Source organism: Citrobacter sp. CK188, assembly GCF_030333525.1.
Classification (GTDB): domain Bacteria; phylum Pseudomonadota; class Gammaproteobacteria; order Enterobacterales; family Enterobacteriaceae; genus Citrobacter_B; species Citrobacter_B koseri.
Genome location: NZ_JAOWFU010000038.1, coordinates 313,376 through 334,800, shown reverse-complemented (window position 1 = coordinate 334,800; position 21,425 = coordinate 313,376). Strand labels below are relative to the sequence as shown.

Genomic DNA, 21,425 nt, shown 5'->3' with positions numbered 1-21,425 from the left:
GTCCGGCCACTTTCAACCGCTTTACCGAGCGGCGTATTGGGAAGCAAATTCAGCGCATACAGATCGATCCCATCCAGCCCGATATCGCGGGCTATCGCCAGATCTTCACCCCACAGGGCGGCATCCTGACCGGGCAGGCCGAACAGCAGATCGCACACCACGGCGGCGCGATCCCGCCGCACCAGGCCGTTCATAAAGGCGATGGCGGTTGGGCCGTCCGAGGTGCGCGCCATTTTCTTGCGGATCTTGCTATTGAAAGACTGAATGCCGATAGAAAACCGATTGGCGCCCGCATCAAGACAGGCATCAACGCGGGCATCATCAAAGTTGAGTACCCGACCTTCGATAGTGATTTCGCAATCCGGCGCCAGCGGCAGTTTTTCACGCAGCGTGGTGATGATCCTGGCCAGATCCCTGGCCGACAGCGCAGACGGCGTTCCACCGCCGAAATACACCGCATGAATGGGTGCTGACTGGTGCAGCGTGCTGTCGGCTTCCATCTCTATTTCACGTAGCAGAGCGTCGGTATAGCGTGCGCAGTGATCCTCTTCAAAGCGGTTCTGATAAAAACCGCAGAAAGTACAGTGGGTTGCGCAAAAAGGGATATGTAAATACACCAGTCTTTTGCGCGGTGGAACGGTCTGGCTGATGACGTTCTGCCAGGTTTGCGACAATTGCTCTTTTGCAACAGGAATCGCACCACGCCACGGCATTGTGGCCCGACGATCCTTAAAGGGCTGGTTCCCCTCCAGCGCAAAATGTGGAGTGAGATCCAGCGTGTGTTGAGTATTCATAATTGTAATGCCAAATCCATTTAATGAGGCCAGAGTTGCTGGTGCAGAGTTTCAACGGCGTCAGCGACGCGGGGACCCATCCCCAGAATCAACGCCTGATCAATGGCGACGATCCGCTGATTTTTCCAGGCGGAGGTATGGGTGATACCGGCAATGGCGCGCAGGCGATTGATGTCGCCCTCGACCATCTGTGATGTCACAACAATCACCTGCGGATTTGCCGCAATCAGCGATTCCGCGCTGTAACTTTTATATTGCGCATGCTGGGCGACATTCTGCGCGCCAGCGAGGGTCAGAATCGCGTCAGCGACGCTGCCCTTACCGGCGATCTGCGGGGCGCTGCCCCCCGCAGAAAGAATAAACATCGCCTTAACCGGCGCGCCTTTCGCCTTCACGCTGTCCTGCACACGATCCAGCCGCTGGCGAATGTGGTTAACCAGCGCGTCGCCCTGCTCAGGAACCTGGAGTGTGTTCGCCAGGGCATGAATATTGGCGTACATCTGGTCAACGGTGGCCGGAACGCGCGGCAGGGTGACAACGTTGACTTTTTGGGTGCGCAACTGCTCCAACACAATATGCGGGCCCGCGTCCTGCCAGGTGATAAAGCTGTCCGGGCGCAGCGATAAAATGCCTTCACTGTTCAGTTGCTTCCAGTAGCCAATATGCGGCAGTGCAGCGGTTTCGGGGGGATAAGAGGTGGTTTCATCCACCCCGACAACGCGATCGCCGATGCCCATCGCAAAAATAAGCTCGCTGAGAGAACCGCCCGCCACCACCAGTCGTTCGGCCGCCTGCACGCTGAAGGCGCTAACCAGCGCCAGTAAGCCAATGACAAGTCTCTTCATCGTCAGAAATTCCACGCAAAACCAATCGCTGCGTTAAAGCCCGCCGCTGGAATGGATTCATGAGCGGTCTGGTAACGTTTATCGGTCAGGTTGTTCAGCGCCAGATTGACCTGATACTGATCCTGCGGACCAAACTCAGTATTAAAGGCGAGGTTAAGCGTCGCCCAGCCCGGGTAGCGAATTTCAGTCTCTCCCGTGTTGTCTTTGGCGCTGGATGCCGCACGGATGAAGAGATCGGAAGTGATATTCGCGGCATTGAGCAGCAGCGTGTGTTTCAGACCTGCGCGGCCTGTCAGCATCGGTTCGCCGGTATCCCAGGTTTTCTGCACGTCGCCTTCATACTGACGACGAATCAGGTTGCCGCTCAGATAAGGCGATACGGCCCAGGCGTTGTATTCCGCCGTCAGCTCCATCCCCCAGGTTTTGGCGCGGTCGATGTTGTCGTAGTAGTAGGATGAGGTGCTGCTGCCATTACAAATCGCTTGCCCTGAACAGGCGAGACTGGCGATATAGTCTTTGGCTTCGGAGTAGTAAATCGCCCCGTCAATCAGCCACATATTGCCTTTGTAACGCGCACCCAGTTCATAGTTATTGGAGTGCTCAGCCTTCAGGTCAGGATTGCCATAGGTGATTCTGCCGCCCGCAGACGTTTGCATAAACAACTGAACCAGCGTCGGGAAGACATATCCCTGAGCATAGGCTGCGCGTAGCTCAAGATTATCAAAACCGGAGTAACGCAGGCTGGTTGAGGTGACTAACTCATCGTCATGCGCTGACTTTCCACCGGATGACTGCCAGGTTGTGCCGCTCAGACTGTCGCTACGGTTCAGTTTAGAAGAGAGCCAGTACTGACGTGCGCCGACGGTCCAGGTCCAGTCATCGGCAAAACGCCAGTCGTTTTGCGCAAATATTGAGGCGTTACCTTGTTCAGCCTCAATATGTGACAGGGTATTGGTCTGGATATCGAAGACGCCGGTTGCCGCTGTCTGACGCGTGCTGCTATTGGTGTCCTGCTTCACTTTGTCGTGCTGATACTGCGTCCCGATAACCAGCTCGTTGTTCGCTGGCAGTGAGAAGTTGCTCTGTAACGTCACACCCTGCGTGTACTGTTTATCATTGGTGTTGGTCTGATTGCTGACTGTCAGCGCCTGAATCATCGGGCTTGGGATGACCTGGGTGGTTTTTACCCGATTCTCAAATTTACGCTCAATGGTCTGGCTGTAAGCGTCGAGGTGGATTTTTTTCAGGTAATCGCCATCGGCATCATAGTCATAGAAAACGCCGACCTTTTCGCGTTCCAGTTTCGGAATACGGACGCTGAATTCGTCATACTGGTTATCCGCATCGCTAATCCAGGTTTGGGTAGACGTTTTGTAGCGATCGAGTGATAGTCCAAATTTATGGCGATCGAGATTGTAGCCAAGCCAGACGCCCTGGCTGTTGTTGCGGAAATTGGTGTTGGGCAATCTGCCGTCAGGCGTGTCGCGGTTGCCCTGATCGGAATAACTGCCGTTAATGCGGTAGTCGAAGTTGCCGATGCTGCCCCAGGCGGCGGCCGACTCCTCCCAGCCTGCGGTCGCGGAGTTGTAAACGGCTTTGACGCTTCCGCCAAGCGGCTTATCGCCGCCTTTTTTCGTAATAAAGTTCACCACGCCGCCAATGGCCTGCGAGCCATAGAGCACCGAGTAGGGGCCTTTAACGATTTCAATACGCTCAAGCGACGATTCATCAATGAGCAAGCCGGCGCCGTAGTTTTGCCCGGCGCGCTGATAGCTGACGACCTGGCCGTCAATCAAAATTAATACGCGTGAAGAGGCTTCGCCGCGAATGCGGATCTGTTTGCGTCCTGCCAGAGAGTTATCAGTAACCTCAACGCCGGGGATGTCCTGTAGGTCGTCCGCAATCGACACGCTGGTGGAATTCTGTATGGCCTGGCGGTCGATAACCTGAATCGTGGCCGGGCTTTCCCAAAGGCTACTTTCTGAGCGGTTAGCGGTGACGATTAACGTGTCGTCATCCGATACTTTATGATGTTGTGCTGTAGTTGTCGTAGCTGCTGAAACAGCACCTGAAACGCATAATGTCAGGGCCGAAAGAATAAATGGCCGTTGGCTAATCCGTGGCAACATGTGAGAACCTTTATGAGTATGTAAATGATCATCATTATCATTCGCGTTTATATAGAAGATGTATCCACAAGTTCAAGGTTGAAAGGTGTATAATTAATGCACCTTTGATCTGTATCAATATGTTGCAAGCAAGACAACCATAAGTGTGAGCGAGATCGCACATAACAGTAGGATTGCTAAGGATTTATTGCACAGGCGCCAGGGGCATTCCACCCCGTGATAGCATGGGGGCGATGTGGGTTATAATGAGCTTCGGCATCAACATGCTCTGCGGGGGGGGAGATGTGAATATTAGCGATGTTGCGAAAAAAACAGGCTTAACCAGCAAGGCTATTCGATTTTATGAAGAGAAAGGGCTGGTGACGCCGCCGCTGCGCAGTGAAAACGGATACCGCACTTACAGCCAGCAGCATTTAAACGAGTTAACGCTGTTGCGTCAGGCGCGTCAGGTCGGTTTTAACCTGGAAGAGTGCGGTGAACTGGTGAATTTGTTTAACGATCCGGGGCGCCATAGCGCAGATGTGAAAAAACGTACGCTGGAAAAGGTCGCTGAGATTGAACGCCACATCAGCGAATTGCAGGCTATGCGCACGCAATTACTGACCCTGGCGGAGTCATGCCCGGGTAATGACAGCGCCGATTGCCCGATCATTGATAATCTTTCTGGCTGCTGTCATCACAAAGGTAAAGCCCGCCGTTGATCACACGGCCTTAATGCGCAACGTTATCCCTTCGATGGCAATCACCTCCACCTGCGTTCCGGCGCTCAGATCCGCGTCGGCGCTGACGGGCCAGGAGCTGTCGCCGACGCGCATGTGGCCGCGTCCGTTGACCAGCGCGGTTTCCAGAATAAAGCGGTGGCCTACCAGCTGTTTCCCGCGTTGATTGAGGTGACTGTCAGCCGGTTTTTGCTCACGCACGCGCCGTGCCAGCCACTTCCACCACAGCCAGGCCGCCAGCAGCGTCAATACGGCGAACATAACGCCTTGCCACTCCCAGCCGAGCGGCACCAGCCAGACCACCAGGCCAGTAATCACGGCGGCGACACCGCTCCACAGCAGGTAGCCGTTCCCTCCCAGCATCTCGGCGGCCAGCAGTAGCCCACCAAGACTCAGCCAGAAAATATGCGGGTGAACCAGAATCATCGCTATCATGATTTGTTCCGTTCGCTGGTGCTGTCCTTGATAAGTTCGGTGATCCCGGCAATGGAGCCCATCAGACTGCTGGCGTCCAGCGGCATCATGACAACCTTACTGTTGCCCGACGAACCAATCTGCTGCAACGCTTCGGTGTATTTCTGCGCCACGAAGTAGTTCACCGCCTGAATATCCCCGGCGGCGATCGCTTCAGAGACCATCTGGGTGGCGCGGGCTTCCGCTTCGGCGGAACGTTCACGCGCTTCAGCCTGTAAGAAGGCAGACTGGCGTTCGCCTTCCGCTTTCAGGATCTGCGACTGTTTTTCACCCTCAGCTTTCAGAATTTCAGCCTGGCGCACCCCTTCCGCTTCCAGAATGTAGGCGCGTTTGGTACGTTCTGCTTTCATCTGGGCGTTCATGGATGAAATCAATTCCGCCGGTGGACGAACATCGCGGATCTCAATACGCGTAACCTTGACGCCCCAGGGATTGGTGGCCTCATCGACAATGTGCAGCAGGCGCGTGTTGATGCTGTCGCGCTGGGAAAGCATTTCATCCAGCTCCATTGACCCCAGTACGGTACGGATGTTGGTCATGGTGAGGTTGATAATGGCCAGCTCAAGATTGCTGACTTCATAGGCCGCGCGCGGAGCGTCGATAACCTGAATAAAGCACACTGCGTCAATGGTGACGTTGGCGTTATCTTTTGAGATAACCTCCTGCGACGGGATATCGAGTACCTGTTCCATCATATTGATCTTGCGACCAATTCTGTCCATAAACGGCACCACCAGGCTCAGGCCTGGTTGCAGGGTTTTGGTGTAACGGCCAAAACGCTCCACGGTCCACTGGTATCCCTGTGGGACAATTTTGACGCCTGCGCCGACTATCACCAACGCCACGAAAATGAGAATAGGGATAAAAATAAGCATTGATAAACCTCCTGTCGTGCTGTCCATGTAAAAAAACGGTCTTTGCGGTCTGTTTAATCAAATTATACCCGATTAATCAAAGTGAGTTCCCCTCTTATAAATTACAGGGATACACTGTTTACTTTAAAGATGTGAAAAATGGATGTGAGATGAAAGAGAGCAGCCCTTTGCTCCAGCTAAGAAAGGTGGGATACCAGGCTGGCGCCACGAAAATTCTCAATAACATCAGTTTCATGCTGAATGCCGGGGAATTTAAACTGATTACCGGCCCATCCGGGTGCGGTAAAAGCACATTGCTAAAGATTGTGGCGTCATTAATCAGCCCGGATACGGGGGATATCCTGTTCGAAGGCGAAGAGATTGCCACGCTTAAGCCCGAAACTTACCGCCAGCAGGTCTCTTATTGTGCCCAGACGCCAGTGCTGTTTGGCGATACGGTGTATGACAACCTGATTTTCCCCTGGCAGATCCGCAACAAAACGCCGGAACCGAAGGCTTTTCTCGCCGATCTGGCGCAGTTTGAGCTACCGGAAACCATTTTACAGAAAAACATTACGGCGCTTTCCGGCGGGGAAAAACAACGTATCTCATTGATCCGTAATTTACAGTTTATGCCGCAGGTTCTGCTGCTGGATGAGATCACCAGTGCGCTGGATGAGCGCAATAAAGAGAATGTGAATGACATTATTCATCGCTATGTTCGCGATAAAAATATTGCCGTGCTGTGGGTAACTCACGATAAAGATGAAATTAATCATGCGGATAATGTGATTACGCTTCAGCCTCATGCCGGAGAAATGCAGGAAGCTACCTATGAACGAGCATAATATAACGAATGAGTCGCTGGCGTTATCGATGATGCTGGTGGTTGTGGCTATTCTGATTAGCCACAAAGAGAAACTGGCGCTGGAAAAAGATATTCTCTGGAGCGTTGCCCGTGCGGTAATCCAGCTTGTTATCGTCGGCTATGTTCTGAAATACATTTTTGGCGTCAATCACGCCATCCTGACATTATTGATGGTGCTGTTTATCTGTTTTAACGCGGCGTATAACGCGCAAAAACGCAGTAAATATATTGATAAAGCGTTTACCTCGTCGTTTATTGCGATTACGACCGGAGCGGGGCTGACGCTGGCGGTACTGGTATTGTCAGGATCTATCGAGTTTACGCCGATGCAGGTGATCCCGATTTCCGGCATGATTGCGGGTAACGCGATGGTGGCGGTAGGGCTGTGCTACAACAATCTGGGCCAGCGATTCAGCAGCGAGCAGCAGCAAATTCAGGAGAAGCTCAGTCTGGGCGCAACGCCGAAAACGGCGTCTGCGGGGCTTATTCGCGACAGTATTCGCGCGTCGCTGATCCCGACCATTGATTCGGCAAAAACGGTTGGGCTGGTGAGCTTACCGGGGATGATGTCCGGGTTGATTTTTGCCGGTATCGATCCGGTAAAAGCGATTAAGTATCAGATAATGGTGACTTTTATGCTGCTATCCACAGCAAGCCTGTCGACCATTATCGCCTGCTATTTAACCTACCGGAAATTCTATAATTCGCGCCACCAACTGGTGGTGACGCATTTAAAGAAGATGTGATGCCGGAGGGATCGGTATTTTTAGCGTTTGTAGGCCCGATAAGCGTAGCGCCATCGGGCAAAATGTAGCGGATTAGTACAACAGCGCGTACAGCTGGCGGCGGAATTTCGACGCCAGCGCATCGCCGGTGCCTAACGCGGCGAGGATCTCCTGGAACGTTTTCCGTGCCTGACCGTCTGCGGCGGCGAGATCTTTCTTCAAATGGCTGAACAATAACTCCAGCGCCTCTTCGTTACGCCCGACCTGATGCAGTTGCAGCGCCAGTTGCGCCGCCAGCGCTGCATCTTCTGGATTGTCCGCAACCTGCTGTTGCAGTTGCTGGATTTCCGGGGTGTCGGCCGCCTGTTTCAGTAAATCAATCTGCGCGACCAGGCCCTGATAGCGGGTGTCCTGATCCTGTAACGGAATGGTTTTCAGCACGGCTTCGGCGTCTTCCGTACGGTTGAGGGCAATCTGGGTTTCCGCCAGCAGCAGGCCGATCTCGCCGTTCTGATGAGAGAGCTGCCAGGCGTCTTTCAGCAGCGGCAGCGCTTCAATGTAGTTGCCCTCCAGCATCAGTTGCATCGCCTGCTGCGCTTTCAGCTCTTCTTCACGCGGCAGCACTTTGTCGAGCAGCGCGCGAATCGCTTCTTCCGGCTGCGGCCCCTGGAAGCCGTCGACCGGCTGACCGTTCTGGAACAGATACACGGTAGGAATAGCGCGCAAGCCAAACTGGGAGGCGATCATCTGCTCGGCGTCGCAGTCGAGCTTCGCGAGGATAAACTGGCCATTGTACTGTGCGGCAAGGCTTTCCAGCACTGGTGTCAGTTGCAGGCAATGCTGGCTGCGTTCAGACCAAAAATAGAACAGAACCGGGGTGGTCATCGACTGTTCGAGGGTCTGTTGCAGGTTAGATTCGTTAATATTGACAATATTTTGTACGGACATGGAGTCACTCTCTTTATGTCTGGTTCTCTTTTACATGGGGGCTGACGCGCGCGCTTCAACTTAACCCTGCAAAATTTTGTCCATTGCGCGTCCCGGCAGCACGCGCTTCAGCAGCGTGACCGCCCACGTCACCATCGTAACCGGGTAGCGTAATTTCGGTTTGTCGCTCTCAAAAGCATGGCGGACTTTAGCGACAACGGCTTCTGGCCCGAGCGTAAAACGCGCGGCAATCCCCGGATTTTCTACCGGTTTGTCGCTCTGGGTCTGGCTGACGTTATCGGTAAACCGGGTACGAATCGGGCCGGGTTCGATCAGGCTGACCTTAATACCCGTGTGACGCAACTCCATGCGTAGCGCATCGGACCAGGCTTCCAGCGCATATTTGCTGGCGGCATAGGCGCCGCGCCCTGGTGTGGAGATCAGCCCCATCACGGATGAGGTCATCACAATGCGCCCTTCGCCGTACGGCAGCATAGCAGGGAGCAGGCGCATAGTGAGCTGGTGCGCGCCAAAGAAATTGGCGGAAAACTGCTGCTCCATCTGCGCGCGGCTGATAGTGGTAAGCGGGCCATACACGCCGTATCCGGCATTGTTAAAGATCCCATATAAACGATTATCGGTCAGGGCGATCACGTCGTCTGCGGCGCGATCCACGCTTTCCGGCGAGTCGAGGTCGATCAGCACGCCGGTGAATCCCATGCTGTTCATCCGCGTGACGTCATCGGGTTTACGGCAACCTGCCAGAATTTGAAAACCCTGACGTTTCAGTTCAAGAGCGCTTTCCAGACCGATTCCGCTGGAACATCCTGTAATTAAGACCGATTTTTGCATAACTTTACCTGTCAGGATCTCCGTTGATTTACGAGTCGTGGTTAACTAATGGGGTTAGTTGTTGCGCCATCCAGTCGGCAATAAACGGCTGGGCGTCGCGATTAGGATGAATACCGTCGTCCTGCATCCATTGTGGTTTCAGATAAACCTCTTCCATAAAAAAGGGCAGAAGCGGAATATCAAACTCTTTGGCAAGCCGTGGGTAGATGGCGCTAAAGGTTTCATTATAACGGCGACCATAGTTTGCGGGCAGACGAATTTGCATGAGCAACGGCTCGGCGTTTGCGGCCTTCACATCCAGCAGGATTTTACGCAGGGTTTGCTCGGTTTGCTGAGGTTGAAAACCGCGCAGGCCGTCATTGCCGCCAAGCTCGACCAGAACCCAGCGGGGCTGATGCTGCTTCAGCAGCGCAGGCAGACGCGCCTGGCCTTGCTGCGAGGTGTCGCCGCTAATGCTGGCATTGATGACCGGCGTTTTGTCCTGCCATTTGTCGTTAAGCAGCGCAGGCCAGGCCGCGCTGGCGGACATGCGGTATCCGGCGCTCAGGCTGTCACCCAGAATTAATAACGTGTCCGCTGCGGCGGCGCGGAACGTTAACAGGACCAGAAACAGGAAGGGCAAATGCCAGCGGAAAACATTGTTGAAGTTCATCGTCTTAAGAAGTCCGTCGGTCAGGGTGAGCATGAGCTTTCCATCCTTACCGGAGTTGAACTGGTTGTCAAACGCGCCGAGACTATTGCGCTGATCGGCGAGTCGGGATCGGGGAAATCGACGCTGCTGGCGATTCTGGCCGGGCTGGATGATGGCAGCAGCGGTGAGGTGAATCTGGTTGGGCAGTCTCTGCACACGATGGATGAAGAGGCGCGGGCGCAGCTGCGCGCGCAGCATGTCGGCTTTGTTTTCCAGTCTTTTATGTTGATTCCCACGCTGAATGCCCTGGAAAACGTTGAACTGCCCGCCTTGCTGCGGGGAGAGAACAGCGGGAAAAGCCGCGATGGCGCGAAAGCGTTGCTGGAACAGTTAGGCCTGGGGAAACGTCTTGATCATCTTCCGGCCCAGCTTTCCGGCGGCGAGCAGCAGCGTGTGGCGCTGGCGAGAGCGTTCAACGGGCGGCCGGACGTGCTGTTTGCCGATGAACCGACGGGAAACCTTGACCGGCAGACCGGGGATAAAATCGCCGACCTGCTGTTTTCGCTTAATCGCGAACATGGCACCACCCTGATTCTGGTGACGCACGACCCGCAGCTGGCGGCGCGTTGCGACCGACGATTACGCCTGGTGGATGGGCAGTTGCAGGAGGAGGCATGATTGCACGCTGGTTCTGGCGCGAATGGCGCTCACCTTCCTTACTGATTGTCTGGCTGGCGCTGAGTCTGGCGGTGGCCTGCGTGCTGGCGCTGGGCAATATCAGCGATCGCATGGAAAAGGGTTTAAGTCAGCAAAGCCGTGATTTTATGGCCGGAGACCGGGCGCTGCGCAGTTCGCGCGAGGTACCGCTGGCGTGGATCGATGAGGCGCGCAAACGCGGTCTGAAAGTGGGCGAACAGATGACCTTCGCCACCATGACCTTCGCGGACGATACGCCGCAGTTGGCCAGCGTCAAAGCGGTGGATGACGTTTATCCGATGTACGGTGAGCTGCAAACGAATCCGCCGGGGTTAAAACCGCAGCCGGGTTCCGTGTTGCTGGCGCCAAGACTGATGGCGCTCCTCAACCTGAAAACGGGTGACAGCATCGACGTCGGCGACGCCACGCTGCGTATTGCTGGCGAGGTGGTACAGGAGCCGGATTCCGGGTTTAACCCTTTCCAGATGGCGCCACGCCTGATGATGCACATTGCGGATGTTGAAAAAACGGGCGCAGTACAGCCGGGAAGCCGCGTGACGTGGCGTTATAAGTTTGGCGGTACGCCGCAGCAGTTGGACGGCTATGAAAAGTGGCTATTGCCGCAGCTTAAGCCTGAACATCGCTGGTATGGGCTGGAACAAGATGAAGGCGCGCTGGGCAAATCGCTTGAACGCTCGCAGCAGTTCCTGCTGCTGTCGGCGCTGTTAACGTTGCTGTTAGCAGTCGCGGCGGTGGCGGTGGCGATGAGCCACTACTGCCGCAGCCGCTACGATCTGATTGCGATCCTCAAAACGCTGGGGGCGGGCAGGGCGCAGCTGCGCAAGCTGATCGTCGGGCAGTGGGGGATGCTGCTGGCTCTTTCCGCCGTGACGGGAGGCGCCATTGGGTTATTGTTCGAGAACGTGCTAATGGTGCTTCTTAAACCGGTGTTACCCGCCGTTCTGCCGCCAGCCAGCCTCTGGCCGTGGCTGTGGGCGCTGGGAACGATGATCATCATTTCTTTGCTGGTTGGACTGCGTCCGTATCGTTTGCTGCTGGCGACGCAGCCGTTGCGTGTGCTGCGGCGTGATGTGGTTGCGCGTGTCTGGCCGCTGAAGGTGTATCTTCCGGTGGTCACGGTTGTCGTCGTCGCGCTGCTCGCGGGGTTGATGGGCGGCAGCATGTTGCTGTGGGCGGTGCTGGCCGGCGCGGTGGTGCTGGCGCTACTTTGCGGTGTGCTGGGCTGGATGCTGTTGAACGTGCTGCGTGGTATGACGTTGACATCGCTGCCTCTGCGCCTGGCCGTAAGCCGACTGCTGCGCCAGCCGTGGTCCACGTTAAGCCAGCTCTCGGCTTTTTCGCTCTCTTTTATGCTGCTGGCGCTTCTGCTGGTGCTGCGCGGCGATCTGCTGGATCGCTGGCAACAACAACTGCCGCCGGAAAGTCCGAACTATTTCCTCATCAATATCGCTTCTGAACAGGTGGTGCCGCTGAAAGCCTTCCTGTCTGAGCATCAGGTGATCCCGGAGGCATTCTTCCCGATCGTGCGGGCGCGACTGACGGAGATTAATGGTCTGCCGACCGAAGGAAATCAGGACGAAGCGCTTAACCGTGAGCTGAATCTGACGTGGCAGGATACGCGCCCGGATCATAACCCGATTACCGCCGGAAGCTGGCCGCCAAAAGCGGGAGAGGTCTCGATAGAGGAAGGGCTGGCGAAGCGGCTGAATATACAACTCGGCGATCGCGTGACCTTTATGGGCGATACCCAGGACTTTAGCGCGACGGTCAGCAGCCTGCGCAAAGTAGACTGGGAAAGTCTGCGGCCTAACTTCTTCTTTATCTTCCCCTCCGGCGCGCTGGACGGGCAGCCGCAGAGCTGGCTTACCAGCTTCCGTTGGGAAAATGGCAACGGCATGCTGACGCAGCTTAATCGCGAGTTCCCGACCATCAGCCTGCTGGATATCGGCGCGATCCTGAAACAGGTCGGTCAGGTGCTGGAGCAGGTCAGTCGGGCGCTGGAGGTGATGGTGGTGCTGGTCACGGCCTGCGGCATGCTGTTGTTACTGGCGCAGGTTCAGGTCGGAATGCGTCAACGTCATCAGGAACTGGTGGTCTGGCGCACCTTAGGCGCGGGCAAAAAACTGCTGCGCACCACGCTCTGGTGTGAATTTGCCATGCTGGGTATGGTCTCCGGGCTGGTGGCGGCGATCGGCGCGGAAACTGCGCTGGCGGTGCTGCAAAGCCAGGTGTTCGATTTTCCGTGGGAACCGGACTGGCGCGTGTGGATTATTTTGCCCGTCTGCGGCGCATTATTACTTTCATTATGCGGCGGATGGCTCGGTGCGCGTCTGTTAAAAGGCAAAGCGTTATTTCGCCAGTTTAATAATTAATTTATAGATGTGATGATCACACACCGGTTTTTATACCGGTGTGTAGTTTTAATAATATAATTTATATACGTGATGATTACGCACCGGTGTTTATACTGGTGTGTACTCCCTATGTGGCACGAATTGTTAACCCCTCGATTTTTAGTAGCACAAAACATTAAAAACCCGCCAACACGACAGGATTAATACCAGTTAATATTTAATTGCTAAATAGTTAGCGGGCTATGCCCGTTGTTTTTTACGTTGCCGGTATTTTGCCGGCAGTGCGAATAATGACGGGTAAATCTATCAAGGAAAATATAATGACAATAAAAAAAACAGCGCTGGCGGCATCGATCGGCGCGGCAGTGGCATTAACGTCTTTCGCATCTCAGGCGGAAATCACTGTTCTGAAACAAGATCCACAGGCGGGTAATCCGCTGAGCCGTCTTAACTTCACCGTTGGCGGCAGTATTCGTCCTCAGTTCCAGAATATGGCTGGCGACGACGGTAAAAATGGTTACAAACGTAATGGCTTCGATGGCGGCACCCGTTTCCGTTTCGCGGCTGATTACTATCTGTTTGATGACATTAGCTGGGTCAGCTACTACGAGCTGGGCGTTAACTTCCCGGCGATGTTCAACTGGGATAATCACTACGCAGACGGCGCGAACGACACCACTCGTCGTATGCTGTACACCGGTCTGAAAAGCGATACCTGGGGTACGCTGACTTTCGGTCAACAGAACAGCGTTTATTATGATGTGGTTGGCGTGAAAACCGATATCTGGGACTATGACATGATTGGTCAGGCGCCAGGCAACGGTATCAACGGCGACTATGACGGTTCTTACCGTACCCGTAAATCCCTGAAGTATAAGAAAACAGTCGGCGACGTCGATCTCTACGCGTCTTATCTGTTCAGCGATGATTACAACCCGAACAACGGCCTGCGCTACAAGCGTAAAGGCGGCGGTTCTCTGGGTGCGGATTACCACATCACGGACGATCTGACCTGGGGTACGGCGTGGAACTATACGCGTGCGGAAATGCGCCCAGGTAACGGTGGCGACGGTAAAGACTACGATCAAAATATCGTTGGTACTGCGCTTAGCTGGACGCCGGATAACTGGACTTTCGCGCTGGGCGGCGGCTGGTATCAGAACTTCATGACCACCAAACGCGTAGACGCGCATGACTACTTTGCGGGCGACGCATGGGGTATTGAATACTTTGCCGGTTATAAATTCCCGATCAACCAGTATGCGGTGAAATCTATTCAGCCGTACTTTATGGGTGACCGTATTGAATATGTGAACGGCCGTAACTACCAGCGTATTGATAATGGCGTCGGTATTAGCTTCCAGCTGGATTATGGTTTCCGCGTGGATTACGAACACGTATTCACCTCCAGCACCGACGATCTGGGCGATATGAACCTGGTTCGTCTGCGTTACGACTTCTAATTGACGCCTGCCAAACCGAATGCCCGATGGCGCTTGCGCTAATCGGGCCTACGAGTGCAGCACAATAATAGAGCGTCCAGGCCGGATAAGGCATTTATGCTGCTATCCGGCTTTTTCATTTCTTCCCATCCCCTTTCAACGACATACTCTGCAACATCATGAAATAATTTCAAGGACAACAGGTTGTGAACTGTGTCATGTTAACAAATAGCCTTGTATTCAGGCCCAAATGAACAACGTCGCATCGCACGGCGTACTGCACTGCATCACAACATTTAAAAGGGAGAAATTATGGGACTGCGTCAGAGTTTACGCGTTGCCGCCGGGGCGCTTTTGCTGGCCTGCGGCCTGCAATTTGCTCATGCTAATAACGATCCACAGACTATTGTATTCGGCGTCGCGCCGGGTCCGTATGGCGATATGGTCAAACAGGCCATCGCGCCAACGCTGAAAGAGAAAGGCTACAAGGTCGTGGTGCGCGAATTTAGCGACTATGTTCAGCCAAACATGGCGTTATCCAATGGCAGCATTGACGCTAACCTGTTCCAGCATACGCTCTATTTTGAAAAATTCACCGCCGATAAAGGGCTGAAACTGACGAAGCTGATCGTCGTGCCGACGGCCGGAATGGGGTTCTATTCCCGTAAAATCAACAGCCTGGACGAGCTGAAGAAAGGGGACATTATCACCCTGTCGAATGACCCGACCAATCTGGCGCGCGGTCTGCGTTTCCTGCAATCAATCGGTCTTATCACCATTAAAGACAATATCGACCCGACGAAAGCCTCTGAGCGTGATATCGCCAGCAACCCGAAAGGGCTGGTGTTTAAACCGCTGGAAGCGGCACAGCTGCCGCGCACGCTGGATGGCGTGACCGGCGCGCTGGTTAACGGTAATTTCGCCGTTGCGGCGGGGCTGGATCTTTCCAGCGCGCTAAAACAAGAGCAACTGGATGAAAACCTGAAAAATATCATTGCCGTACGCAGTGAAGATGCCGACAAGCCGTTCGCGAAAGATATTGTCGACGCGGTGAAATCTCCGGCCTACCGTGCGGTTATTGACGATCCGAAGAATATTTACAGCGCCTTCCAGAAGCCGGAATGGATGACCGCAGACAAATAATCGCTGCGCAAGGGAATTAACGGGGCAGCGGCGACTGCCCTTTTCGCATTTCTGAGGTGAGCATGATTGAGATTGAAAAGGTCTGCGTGGATTTCACGGCAGGCCGTGGCGCATCGACCCGCGCGGTGGATGACGTCAGCCTGCGGATAGCGGCGGGCGAAATTTTTGGCATTGTCGGCACCAGCGGCGCGGGGAAAAGTACGCTGCTGCGTACCCTTAATGCCTTAACGCGCCCGAGTCAGGGAAGCGTGAAAGTGAACGGTGTGGCGATCTCTGCGCTGGAAGGGGCGAATCTGCGTAAAGCCCGCCAGCGTATTGGGATGATTTTCCAGCACTTTAATCTGATGCATACCCGCACGGTGGCGCAAAACGTCGCTTTCAGCCTGAAATCCGCCGGATGGGAGCGCAGCAAGATCGCCCCGCGCGTTGCCGAAATTCTGGCGCTGGTCGGGCTGGCGGATAAGGCGAACCGCTTTCCGGTACAGCTTAGCGGCGGTCAAAAGCAGCGAGTGGGGATTGCCCGCGCGATCGCCAACCATCCAGATGTACTGCTCTGCGACGAACCGACTTCCGCGCTGGATCTGGAAACGTCAGCGACCATTCTGGCGCTGCTCAAACAGATTAACGAACAGCTGGGGATCACGATCGTGCTGATCACCCATGAGATGAATGTGATCAAGTCCATCTGCGATCGCGTGGCGGTGATGTCCGGCGGCAAAGTGGTGGAGTCGGGCGACGTGTTTGATGTTTTCGCTCATCCGCAGCACGCCTTCACACAGCAGCTGGTGTCGCACACCCTCAATCTGACGTTACCGGAACGTCTGCGCCAGCATTTGCCCGGACAGTTACTGAAAATTCTGTTTATCGGTGATTCGGCAGAGCAGCCGGTGTTGTCTGATGTGGCGGTGAAGTTCGGCGTAGCGGTGAACATTCTGCACGGCAAAATTGAATATATCGGCGAACGCGCGTTGGGGATTTTAGTGGTGCAACTGACTGCGCCGCACAACCCGTCAGCGGTGGATGCCGCGGTAGCGCATATTCGGCAACGTACTGCGCAGGTGGAGGTGATTCGTGGATGATTTACTGCCGGATTTAACGCTGGCGTTCAATGAAACCTTTCAAATGCTGAGCATTTCAACGGTGCTGGCGGTTGTCGGCGGGCTGCCGCTCGGCTTCCTTATCTTTGTCACCGACCGGAATCTGTTCTGGCAGAATCGCTTCGTGTATCTGGTGAGTTCGGTTCTGGTGAACATTATCCGCTCGGTGCCGTTCGTGATTTTGCTGGTGCTGCTGTTGCCGCTCACGCAATTTTTGCTCGGCAATACCATCGGGCCGATTGCCGCCTCCGTCCCTCTCTCTGTTGCGGCGATAGCGTTCTATGCGCGTCTGGTTGATAGCGCGCTGCGTGAGGTTGATAAAGGGATTATCGAAGCGGCAGAAGCGTTCGGCGCCAGTCCTATGCGCATTATCTGCACCGTACTGCTGCCAGAGGCCAGCGCCGGTCTGCTACGCGGGCTGACCATCACGCTGGTGAGTCTGATTGGCTATTCCGCGATGGCCGGGATTGTCGGCGGCGGCGGGGTCGGCGACCTGGCGATTCGCTACGGTTATTACCGCTACGAAACCCAGGTGATGATTGTCACCGTGGTCGCGTTGATTATTCTGGTGCAGGTTGTACAGATGCTCGGCGACTGGCTGGCGAAACGCGCCGATAAACGCGACAGACATTAGGGCATAATATTTGTAGGCCGGATAAGGCGTTAGCCGCCATCCGGCAGAATGCCTGCAATCGCTAGTTTTGAAGCCACTGTGCAACGTCCTGCCATATGCCGCGAAAGACGATTTTCGCGGCTTTCTTTTCCAGTTGATAGCGATACATTGGATCGTAGTATTCGTTGAGGAGCGGCACCAGCCAGGCCAGATGCCCGTCGGTACTGCCGCTGGCCTGCTGCATGGCCAGCGCAGCGTCTAGTTTTACCGTCAGCTCTTTAAAACGCTGCAAACCAAGGCGGCGCTGAATAGCGGAAAGCCCATGATGCAGATAGTCGCTGTACGCCTGCCAGCCGTCTTCTTCCCCGCAGGCATGGGTGAAATCGCGATGCATGCGGATAAAATACTCTTCGCGCAGCCGCTCCAGACGCAGCTCGAACGGATCGTCCACAACCGCAATGGATGCCTGCGCCATGCGTTCGCGCAGACATTCGGGCAGATGATTTGCGCCAATCATCCGGCCTTCGTCTTCCAGCACCCACATCTGCAACTCCTGACGGGCGTCGGTTTTCAACATCTCCACGGCGAGCTGGTTTTCAAAACTGGCCTGACTCAGCTGCGGCTTCAGCGTGCGGCCGAATGACGAACCGCGATGATGCGCCAGCCCTTCCAGATCCACGCCGTTCGGCTGCTGTCGAACCAACTGTGTTTTTCCGCTGCCGGTACAGCCGCCAATTAAGATCATGGGTTTTTGTACCAGCGTGTCGGTGATGTGCATGGCCGCCTGGCGGAGCGCTTTGTAGCCGCCCTGGATCAGCGGATAATCCACGCCGGACTCATGTAGCCATTGTTGTACGATATGCGAACGCTGACCGCCGCGCGCGCAGCAGAGATAACCCCGGGGATGTTGAATACAGGCTTTTCGCCAGGCCTCCAGCCGCCGTTGACGCTCGTCGCCGGCAACGAGTTTATGGCCCAACGCCAGTGCCGCTTCCGGCCCCTGGCGTTTGTAACAGGTGCCGACTGCCGCGCGTTCTTCATCATTCATTAAGGGCAGGTTAATCGCGGCGGGCATGGCGCCCTGCGTAAATTCTATCGGCGCGCGAACGTCGATTAAAGGCGTATCGGCCGCCAGAATGGCGCGATAGTCCGTCCCATCGTTCATTGTGGAATCCTGAAAAAAAACAAACGGCAATGATGGGGATTTTACGCGCTGAAGGAGGAGCCGGAAAAGGATAAGATTCCTTTCCCGGCATTTTATGTATTACTTAAGCTTACTTTGCGCCCAGATGATGCCGCTGGCGTATTCCGGCGGTAGCAAGGGAACTAAGGCCTCCAGCGTTGCGCTTAAGCGATCGGTATCGCTGTCGGTCAGGTTCAGGTGGCCCACTTTACGCCCCTCGCGAACCTCTTTGTCGTACCAGTGCAGATGTACCAGCGGCAGTTTCAGCCAGTCGTAATTCAGAGCGCTGCCAATCAGGTTCACCATCACGGACGGGCTGTCCACGACCGGTGACGGTAACGGCAGGCCGGTGATCGCGCGCAGATGCAGCTCAAACTGGCTGATGCTGGCGCCGTTTTGCGTCCAGTGCCCGCTGTTGTGTACCCGCGGCGCCAGTTCGTTGATGAGCAACCCTTCCGGCGTGATAAAACACTCCATCGCCATGACGCCGACATAACCCAGTTCATGCATGATGGCGGAGAGCATGGCTTCCGCCTGTTCCTGCTGTTTCGCGTTGGCCTGCGGGAACGCTACGCTGGTGCGCAGAATCCCGTCCTGGTGCAGGTTGTGCGTCAGCGGGTAGAACACGGTGCTGCCGTCATGGGCGCGTGCGCCGACTAACGACACTTCGCCAGAGAAGTTAATGCCCTGTTCAACAATGCACTCGCCGTAACCGTCGTCCGGGAACTGAGCGGTTTCATCCGCGCGTAAACGCCACTGCCCACGGCCGTCGTAACCGCCGACGCGCCGTTTGACGATAGCCAGTTCGCCCAGACGCGCAAATACGGCGGGCCACTCGTCCCGGCTTGCCAGCAACTGCCAGGGCGCCGTCGCCAGCGAGAGTTTGTCAAAAAGCTGCTTTTGCGTCAGGCGGTCGGCAATAATCGGGAAAACGTCGCGGTTGACGAAAGCCGGGTGGCGCGCCAGTTCGCGGGTCAGCGCGGTTTCCGGCCAGCGTTCGATTTCCGCTGTGATCACGCTTTGCTGAACCGGAACGGCGGTAGGTTCCGCGTCCAGCCCGACAGGCCAGACGGTGATGCCCAACGGTTCGCCCGCCTGACGCAGCATCCGTCCTAACTGGCCGTTACCCAGTACGCAGACCTGCTTCATGCCGCACCTCGTGGGTCGGGATTCTCAAGCACCTCATCGGTCTGGGCTTTACGCCAGTCCGCCAGACGTTGGCGCAGGTCTTTATCGTGTGTCGCCAGAATTTGTGCTGCCAGCAGCGCCGCGTTCGCCGCGCCCGCTTTGCCGATCGCCAGCGTGCCGACCGGAATGCCGCGCGGCATCTGGACGATAGAGTAGAGGCTGTCCACGCCGCTCAGCGCAGCGCTTTGCACCGGCACGCCCAGTACCGGCACCAGCGTTTTTGCCGCAATCATTCCCGGCAGATGCGCCGCGCCGCCAGCACCGGCAATAATCACCTGATAACCCTTCTCTTCGGCGCTCTCGGCGAAACTGAACAGCTTATCGGGGGTGCGGTGTGCGGAAACCACTTCAACGTGGTGTGGAACGTTCAGGATATCGAAGATTTCGGCGGCAAACTGCATGGTAGCCCAGTCGCTTTTGGACCCCATCACGATGGCGACACGCGCCGGATTATTGCGGGAAGACATGCGTCTTAAAACTCCTGTGGTGCACAACTCTCGGCTTTTGAGGGCACAGAGAATAGCACGGAAATACGCCAAGGAAAACGGTTGCGTACCTTATGACGTCGTCAATTCACGGGAGAGGTTAAAACGGGAAATGGAGAAGCTCAACGTCATCCGGCGTGACTTTGACCATCGACCCTTCGCTATGCCAGGCGCCTAAAACAACGCGGAACGCGGGTTTGCCGTTAGCGCTCAGTTCGTGAACGTCCGGGCGATGGGTATGACCATGAATCAGCCATTGCACATGGTGTTTTTCCATTTCGGCCACCACGGCCTGTGGATTAACGTCCATGATCTCCAGTGACTTGCTGCTGTTGGCGGCTTTGCTGCCTGCGCGCATTCTGGCGGCAATACGATTGCGGATAAACAGCGGCAGGGCGAGGAACAGCGTCTGTAGCCAGGGTTTGTGAACTTTGGCGCGAAACGTCTGGTAACCGGCATCGTCGGTGCAGAGCGTGTCGCCGTGCATAATCAATACGCGACGGCCATAGAGGTCGAGCACCTTTTCCTGCGGCAATAGCGTCATTCCGCTTTCACGGGCAAAGCGTTTGCCGATCAAAAAATCACGGTTGCCGTGAATAAAGAAGCAGGGAACGCCGGAATCTACAACGGCTTTAATGGCTGCGGCCATTTCTCGGTGCAACGGGTTGGGATCGTCGTCGCCTATCCAGGCTTCGAAAAGGTCGCCAAGAATGTACAGCGCATCGGCCTGGCGCGCGTCACCGGCTAAAAAACGCAGAAAACCGGCGGTGATCGCCGGTTCTTCCGTGCAGAGGTGAAGATCTGCAATAAACAGTGTCGCCACGATTACTCGCTGACGGTCACGTTTTCGATGATAACGTCTTCTTTCGGCACGTCCTGATGCATACCGCTGCGGCCTGTTGATACGCCTTTGATTTTATCAACCACGTCCATGCCTTCCACGACTTCAGCGAATACGCAGTAGCCCCAGCCCTGCATGCTTTCGCCAGAGAAGTTCAGGAAGTCGTTGTCGGCCACGTTGATGAAGAACTGCGCCGTTGCGGAGTGTGGAGCCTGAGTACGCGCCATTGCCAGCGTGCCACGGGTGTTTTTCAGACCGTTGTTGGCTTCGTTTTTGATCGCTTCTTTGGTCGCTTTCTGCTTCATGCCAGGTTCAAAACCGCCGCCCTGAATCATGAAACCGTTAATAACACGGTGGAAAATGGTGTTGTTGTAAAAACCTTCGCGGCAGTAGTCCAGGAAGTTTTTAACTGTTTCAGGCGCTTTGTCATCAAACGTTTTGATTACGATATCGCCGTGATTAGTGTGGAAAGTAACCATTTTTGCATCCTGTTCCGATATAGTGGTGCTTCGACCCCGATAAGGGTCACATATAGGGGGGTGTT

At 55.2% G+C, this 21,425-nt stretch carries 22 protein-coding genes; 9 read left to right on the top strand and 13 right to left on the bottom strand.

Features of this window, described 5'->3' with window-relative positions; genetic code table 11:
* The 3 genes from OGV67_RS22070 to OGV67_RS22060 all read right to left on the bottom strand — a co-directional run.
* Positions 1 to 794: radical SAM protein (locus tag OGV67_RS22070; protein WP_286466094.1), on the bottom strand; the 794-nt coding region annotated here is incomplete at its 3' end.
* A gap of 20 nt (positions 795 to 814) precedes the next feature.
* Positions 815 to 1,639: a heme/hemin ABC transporter substrate-binding protein gene (locus OGV67_RS22065; protein WP_049010046.1), complete on the bottom strand. Its 825-nt coding sequence runs from the start codon at positions 1,637 to 1,639 to the stop codon at positions 815 to 817.
* A 2-nt stretch (positions 1,640 to 1,641) separates the two neighbouring features.
* Positions 1,642 to 3,768 (bottom strand): TonB-dependent receptor, encoded by a 2,127-nt coding sequence (locus OGV67_RS22060; RefSeq protein ID WP_012133480.1) that lies wholly within the window; start codon positions 3,766 to 3,768, stop codon positions 1,642 to 1,644.
* A 284-nt stretch (positions 3,769 to 4,052) separates the two neighbouring features.
* Here OGV67_RS22060 and cueR point away from each other — a divergent pair, with 284 nt between their 5' ends.
* Positions 4,053 to 4,469 (top strand): Cu(I)-responsive transcriptional regulator, encoded by a 417-nt coding sequence (cueR, locus tag OGV67_RS22055; RefSeq protein WP_104869161.1) that lies wholly within the window; start codon positions 4,053 to 4,055, stop codon positions 4,467 to 4,469.
* On the opposite strand, the gene OGV67_RS22050 is transcribed toward cueR, so the two are convergent.
* Together OGV67_RS22050 and OGV67_RS22045 are read right to left on the bottom strand one after the other, a co-directional pair.
* Positions 4,470 to 4,922 (bottom strand): NfeD family protein, encoded by a 453-nt coding sequence (locus OGV67_RS22050; protein ID WP_047458358.1) that lies wholly within the window; start codon positions 4,920 to 4,922, stop codon positions 4,470 to 4,472. It lies immediately after the preceding gene.
* Positions 4,919 to 5,836 carry an SPFH domain-containing protein gene (locus OGV67_RS22045; RefSeq protein ID WP_012133477.1) on the bottom strand — a complete coding sequence of 306 codons (918 nt, stop codon included), beginning with the start codon at positions 5,834 to 5,836 and terminating at the stop codon, positions 4,919 to 4,921. The genes OGV67_RS22050 and OGV67_RS22045 overlap by 4 nt, the downstream gene beginning before the upstream one ends.
* 149 nt (positions 5,837 to 5,985) lie before the next feature.
* Here OGV67_RS22045 and fetA point away from each other — a divergent pair, with 149 nt between their 5' ends.
* Complete coding sequence (fetA, locus tag OGV67_RS22040; RefSeq protein WP_115614996.1) at positions 5,986 to 6,663, top strand: iron efflux ABC transporter ATP-binding subunit FetA; 678 nt, start codon at positions 5,986 to 5,988, stop codon at positions 6,661 to 6,663.
* Positions 6,650 to 7,429 (top strand): iron efflux ABC transporter permease subunit FetB, encoded by a 780-nt coding sequence (fetB, locus tag OGV67_RS22035; RefSeq protein ID WP_047458353.1) that lies wholly within the window; start codon positions 6,650 to 6,652, stop codon positions 7,427 to 7,429. The genes fetA and fetB overlap by 14 nt, the downstream gene beginning before the upstream one ends.
* Positions 7,430 to 7,501: 72 nt before the next feature.
* On the opposite strand, the gene OGV67_RS22030 is transcribed toward fetB, so the two are convergent.
* Genes OGV67_RS22030 through tesA form a run of 3 tightly spaced genes read right to left on the bottom strand, consistent with a single transcriptional unit; the run spans position 7,502 to position 9,839 of the window.
* Positions 7,502 to 8,356: a co-chaperone YbbN gene (locus OGV67_RS22030; RefSeq protein WP_115614995.1), complete on the bottom strand. Its 855-nt coding sequence runs from the start codon at positions 8,354 to 8,356 to the stop codon at positions 7,502 to 7,504.
* Positions 8,357 to 8,416: 60 nt separating this feature from the next.
* Positions 8,417 to 9,187: an SDR family oxidoreductase gene (locus OGV67_RS22025; RefSeq protein WP_049009020.1), complete on the bottom strand. Its 771-nt coding sequence runs from the start codon at positions 9,185 to 9,187 to the stop codon at positions 8,417 to 8,419.
* A gap of 28 nt (positions 9,188 to 9,215) precedes the next feature.
* A complete protein-coding gene (gene tesA, locus OGV67_RS22020) occupies positions 9,216 to 9,839 on the bottom strand; it encodes a multifunctional acyl-CoA thioesterase I/protease I/lysophospholipase L1 (RefSeq protein ID WP_115615349.1) in 624 nt (207 codons plus the stop codon).
* Between tesA and ybbA the strand changes: the two genes are divergently transcribed.
* The 6 genes from ybbA to OGV67_RS21990 all read left to right on the top strand — a co-directional run bounded on the left by ybbA (position 9,810) and on the right by OGV67_RS21990 (position 17,205).
* Positions 9,810 to 10,496, top strand: a complete 687-nt coding sequence (gene ybbA / locus OGV67_RS22015) for a putative ABC transporter ATP-binding protein YbbA (protein WP_012133471.1) — start codon at positions 9,810 to 9,812, stop codon at positions 10,494 to 10,496. The two genes, tesA and ybbA, sit on opposite strands and share 30 nt — an antisense overlap.
* A complete protein-coding gene (ybbP, locus tag OGV67_RS22010; RefSeq protein ID WP_110494573.1) occupies positions 10,493 to 12,907 on the top strand; it encodes a putative ABC transporter permease subunit YbbP in 2,415 nt (804 codons plus the stop codon). The genes ybbA and ybbP overlap by 4 nt, the downstream gene beginning before the upstream one ends.
* Before the next feature lie 302 nt (positions 12,908 to 13,209).
* On the top strand, positions 13,210 to 14,352 hold the full coding sequence (locus OGV67_RS22005) for a porin (RefSeq protein ID WP_024130578.1): 1,143 nt from the start codon (positions 13,210 to 13,212) through the stop codon (positions 14,350 to 14,352).
* A 291-nt stretch (positions 14,353 to 14,643) separates the two neighbouring features.
* Positions 14,644 to 15,474: a MetQ/NlpA family ABC transporter substrate-binding protein gene (locus tag OGV67_RS22000; RefSeq protein ID WP_114847729.1), complete on the top strand. Its 831-nt coding sequence runs from the start codon at positions 14,644 to 14,646 to the stop codon at positions 15,472 to 15,474.
* A gap of 62 nt (positions 15,475 to 15,536) precedes the next feature.
* Positions 15,537 to 16,553: a virulence-associated ABC transporter ATP-binding protein SfbB gene (sfbB, locus tag OGV67_RS21995; protein ID WP_012133465.1), complete on the top strand. Its 1,017-nt coding sequence runs from the start codon at positions 15,537 to 15,539 to the stop codon at positions 16,551 to 16,553.
* Positions 16,546 to 17,205 carry a methionine ABC transporter permease gene (locus OGV67_RS21990; protein WP_012133464.1) on the top strand — a complete coding sequence of 220 codons (660 nt, stop codon included), beginning with the start codon at positions 16,546 to 16,548 and terminating at the stop codon, positions 17,203 to 17,205. The genes sfbB and OGV67_RS21990 overlap by 8 nt, the downstream gene beginning before the upstream one ends.
* A gap of 61 nt (positions 17,206 to 17,266) precedes the next feature.
* Here the strand turns inward: OGV67_RS21990 and mnmH are convergent, their stop codons facing one another.
* From mnmH to ppiB, 5 genes are all read right to left on the bottom strand, one after another.
* Positions 17,267 to 18,349 (bottom strand): tRNA 2-selenouridine(34) synthase MnmH, encoded by a 1,083-nt coding sequence (gene mnmH, locus OGV67_RS21985; RefSeq protein ID WP_115614994.1) that lies wholly within the window; start codon positions 18,347 to 18,349, stop codon positions 17,267 to 17,269.
* A 99-nt stretch (positions 18,350 to 18,448) separates the two neighbouring features.
* Positions 18,449 to 19,516, bottom strand: a complete 1,068-nt coding sequence (purK, locus tag OGV67_RS21980; RefSeq protein ID WP_012133462.1) for a 5-(carboxyamino)imidazole ribonucleotide synthase — start codon at positions 19,514 to 19,516, stop codon at positions 18,449 to 18,451.
* The gene (gene purE, locus OGV67_RS21975; protein WP_049011469.1) at positions 19,513 to 20,022 is read right to left on the bottom strand and encodes a 5-(carboxyamino)imidazole ribonucleotide mutase; all 510 of its coding nucleotides are present in this window, start codon (positions 20,020 to 20,022) and stop codon (positions 19,513 to 19,515) included. Before purE ends, purK begins: the two co-directional genes overlap by 4 nt.
* A gap of 118 nt (positions 20,023 to 20,140) precedes the next feature.
* The gene (gene lpxH / locus OGV67_RS21970) at positions 20,141 to 20,863 is read right to left on the bottom strand and encodes a UDP-2,3-diacylglucosamine diphosphatase (RefSeq protein ID WP_200003498.1); all 723 of its coding nucleotides are present in this window, start codon (positions 20,861 to 20,863) and stop codon (positions 20,141 to 20,143) included.
* Positions 20,864 to 20,865: 2 nt separating this feature from the next.
* Positions 20,866 to 21,360 (bottom strand): peptidylprolyl isomerase B, encoded by a 495-nt coding sequence (gene ppiB, locus OGV67_RS21965; RefSeq protein ID WP_003021875.1) that lies wholly within the window; start codon positions 21,358 to 21,360, stop codon positions 20,866 to 20,868.
* Between the last annotated feature and the right edge of the window lie 65 nt (positions 21,361 to 21,425).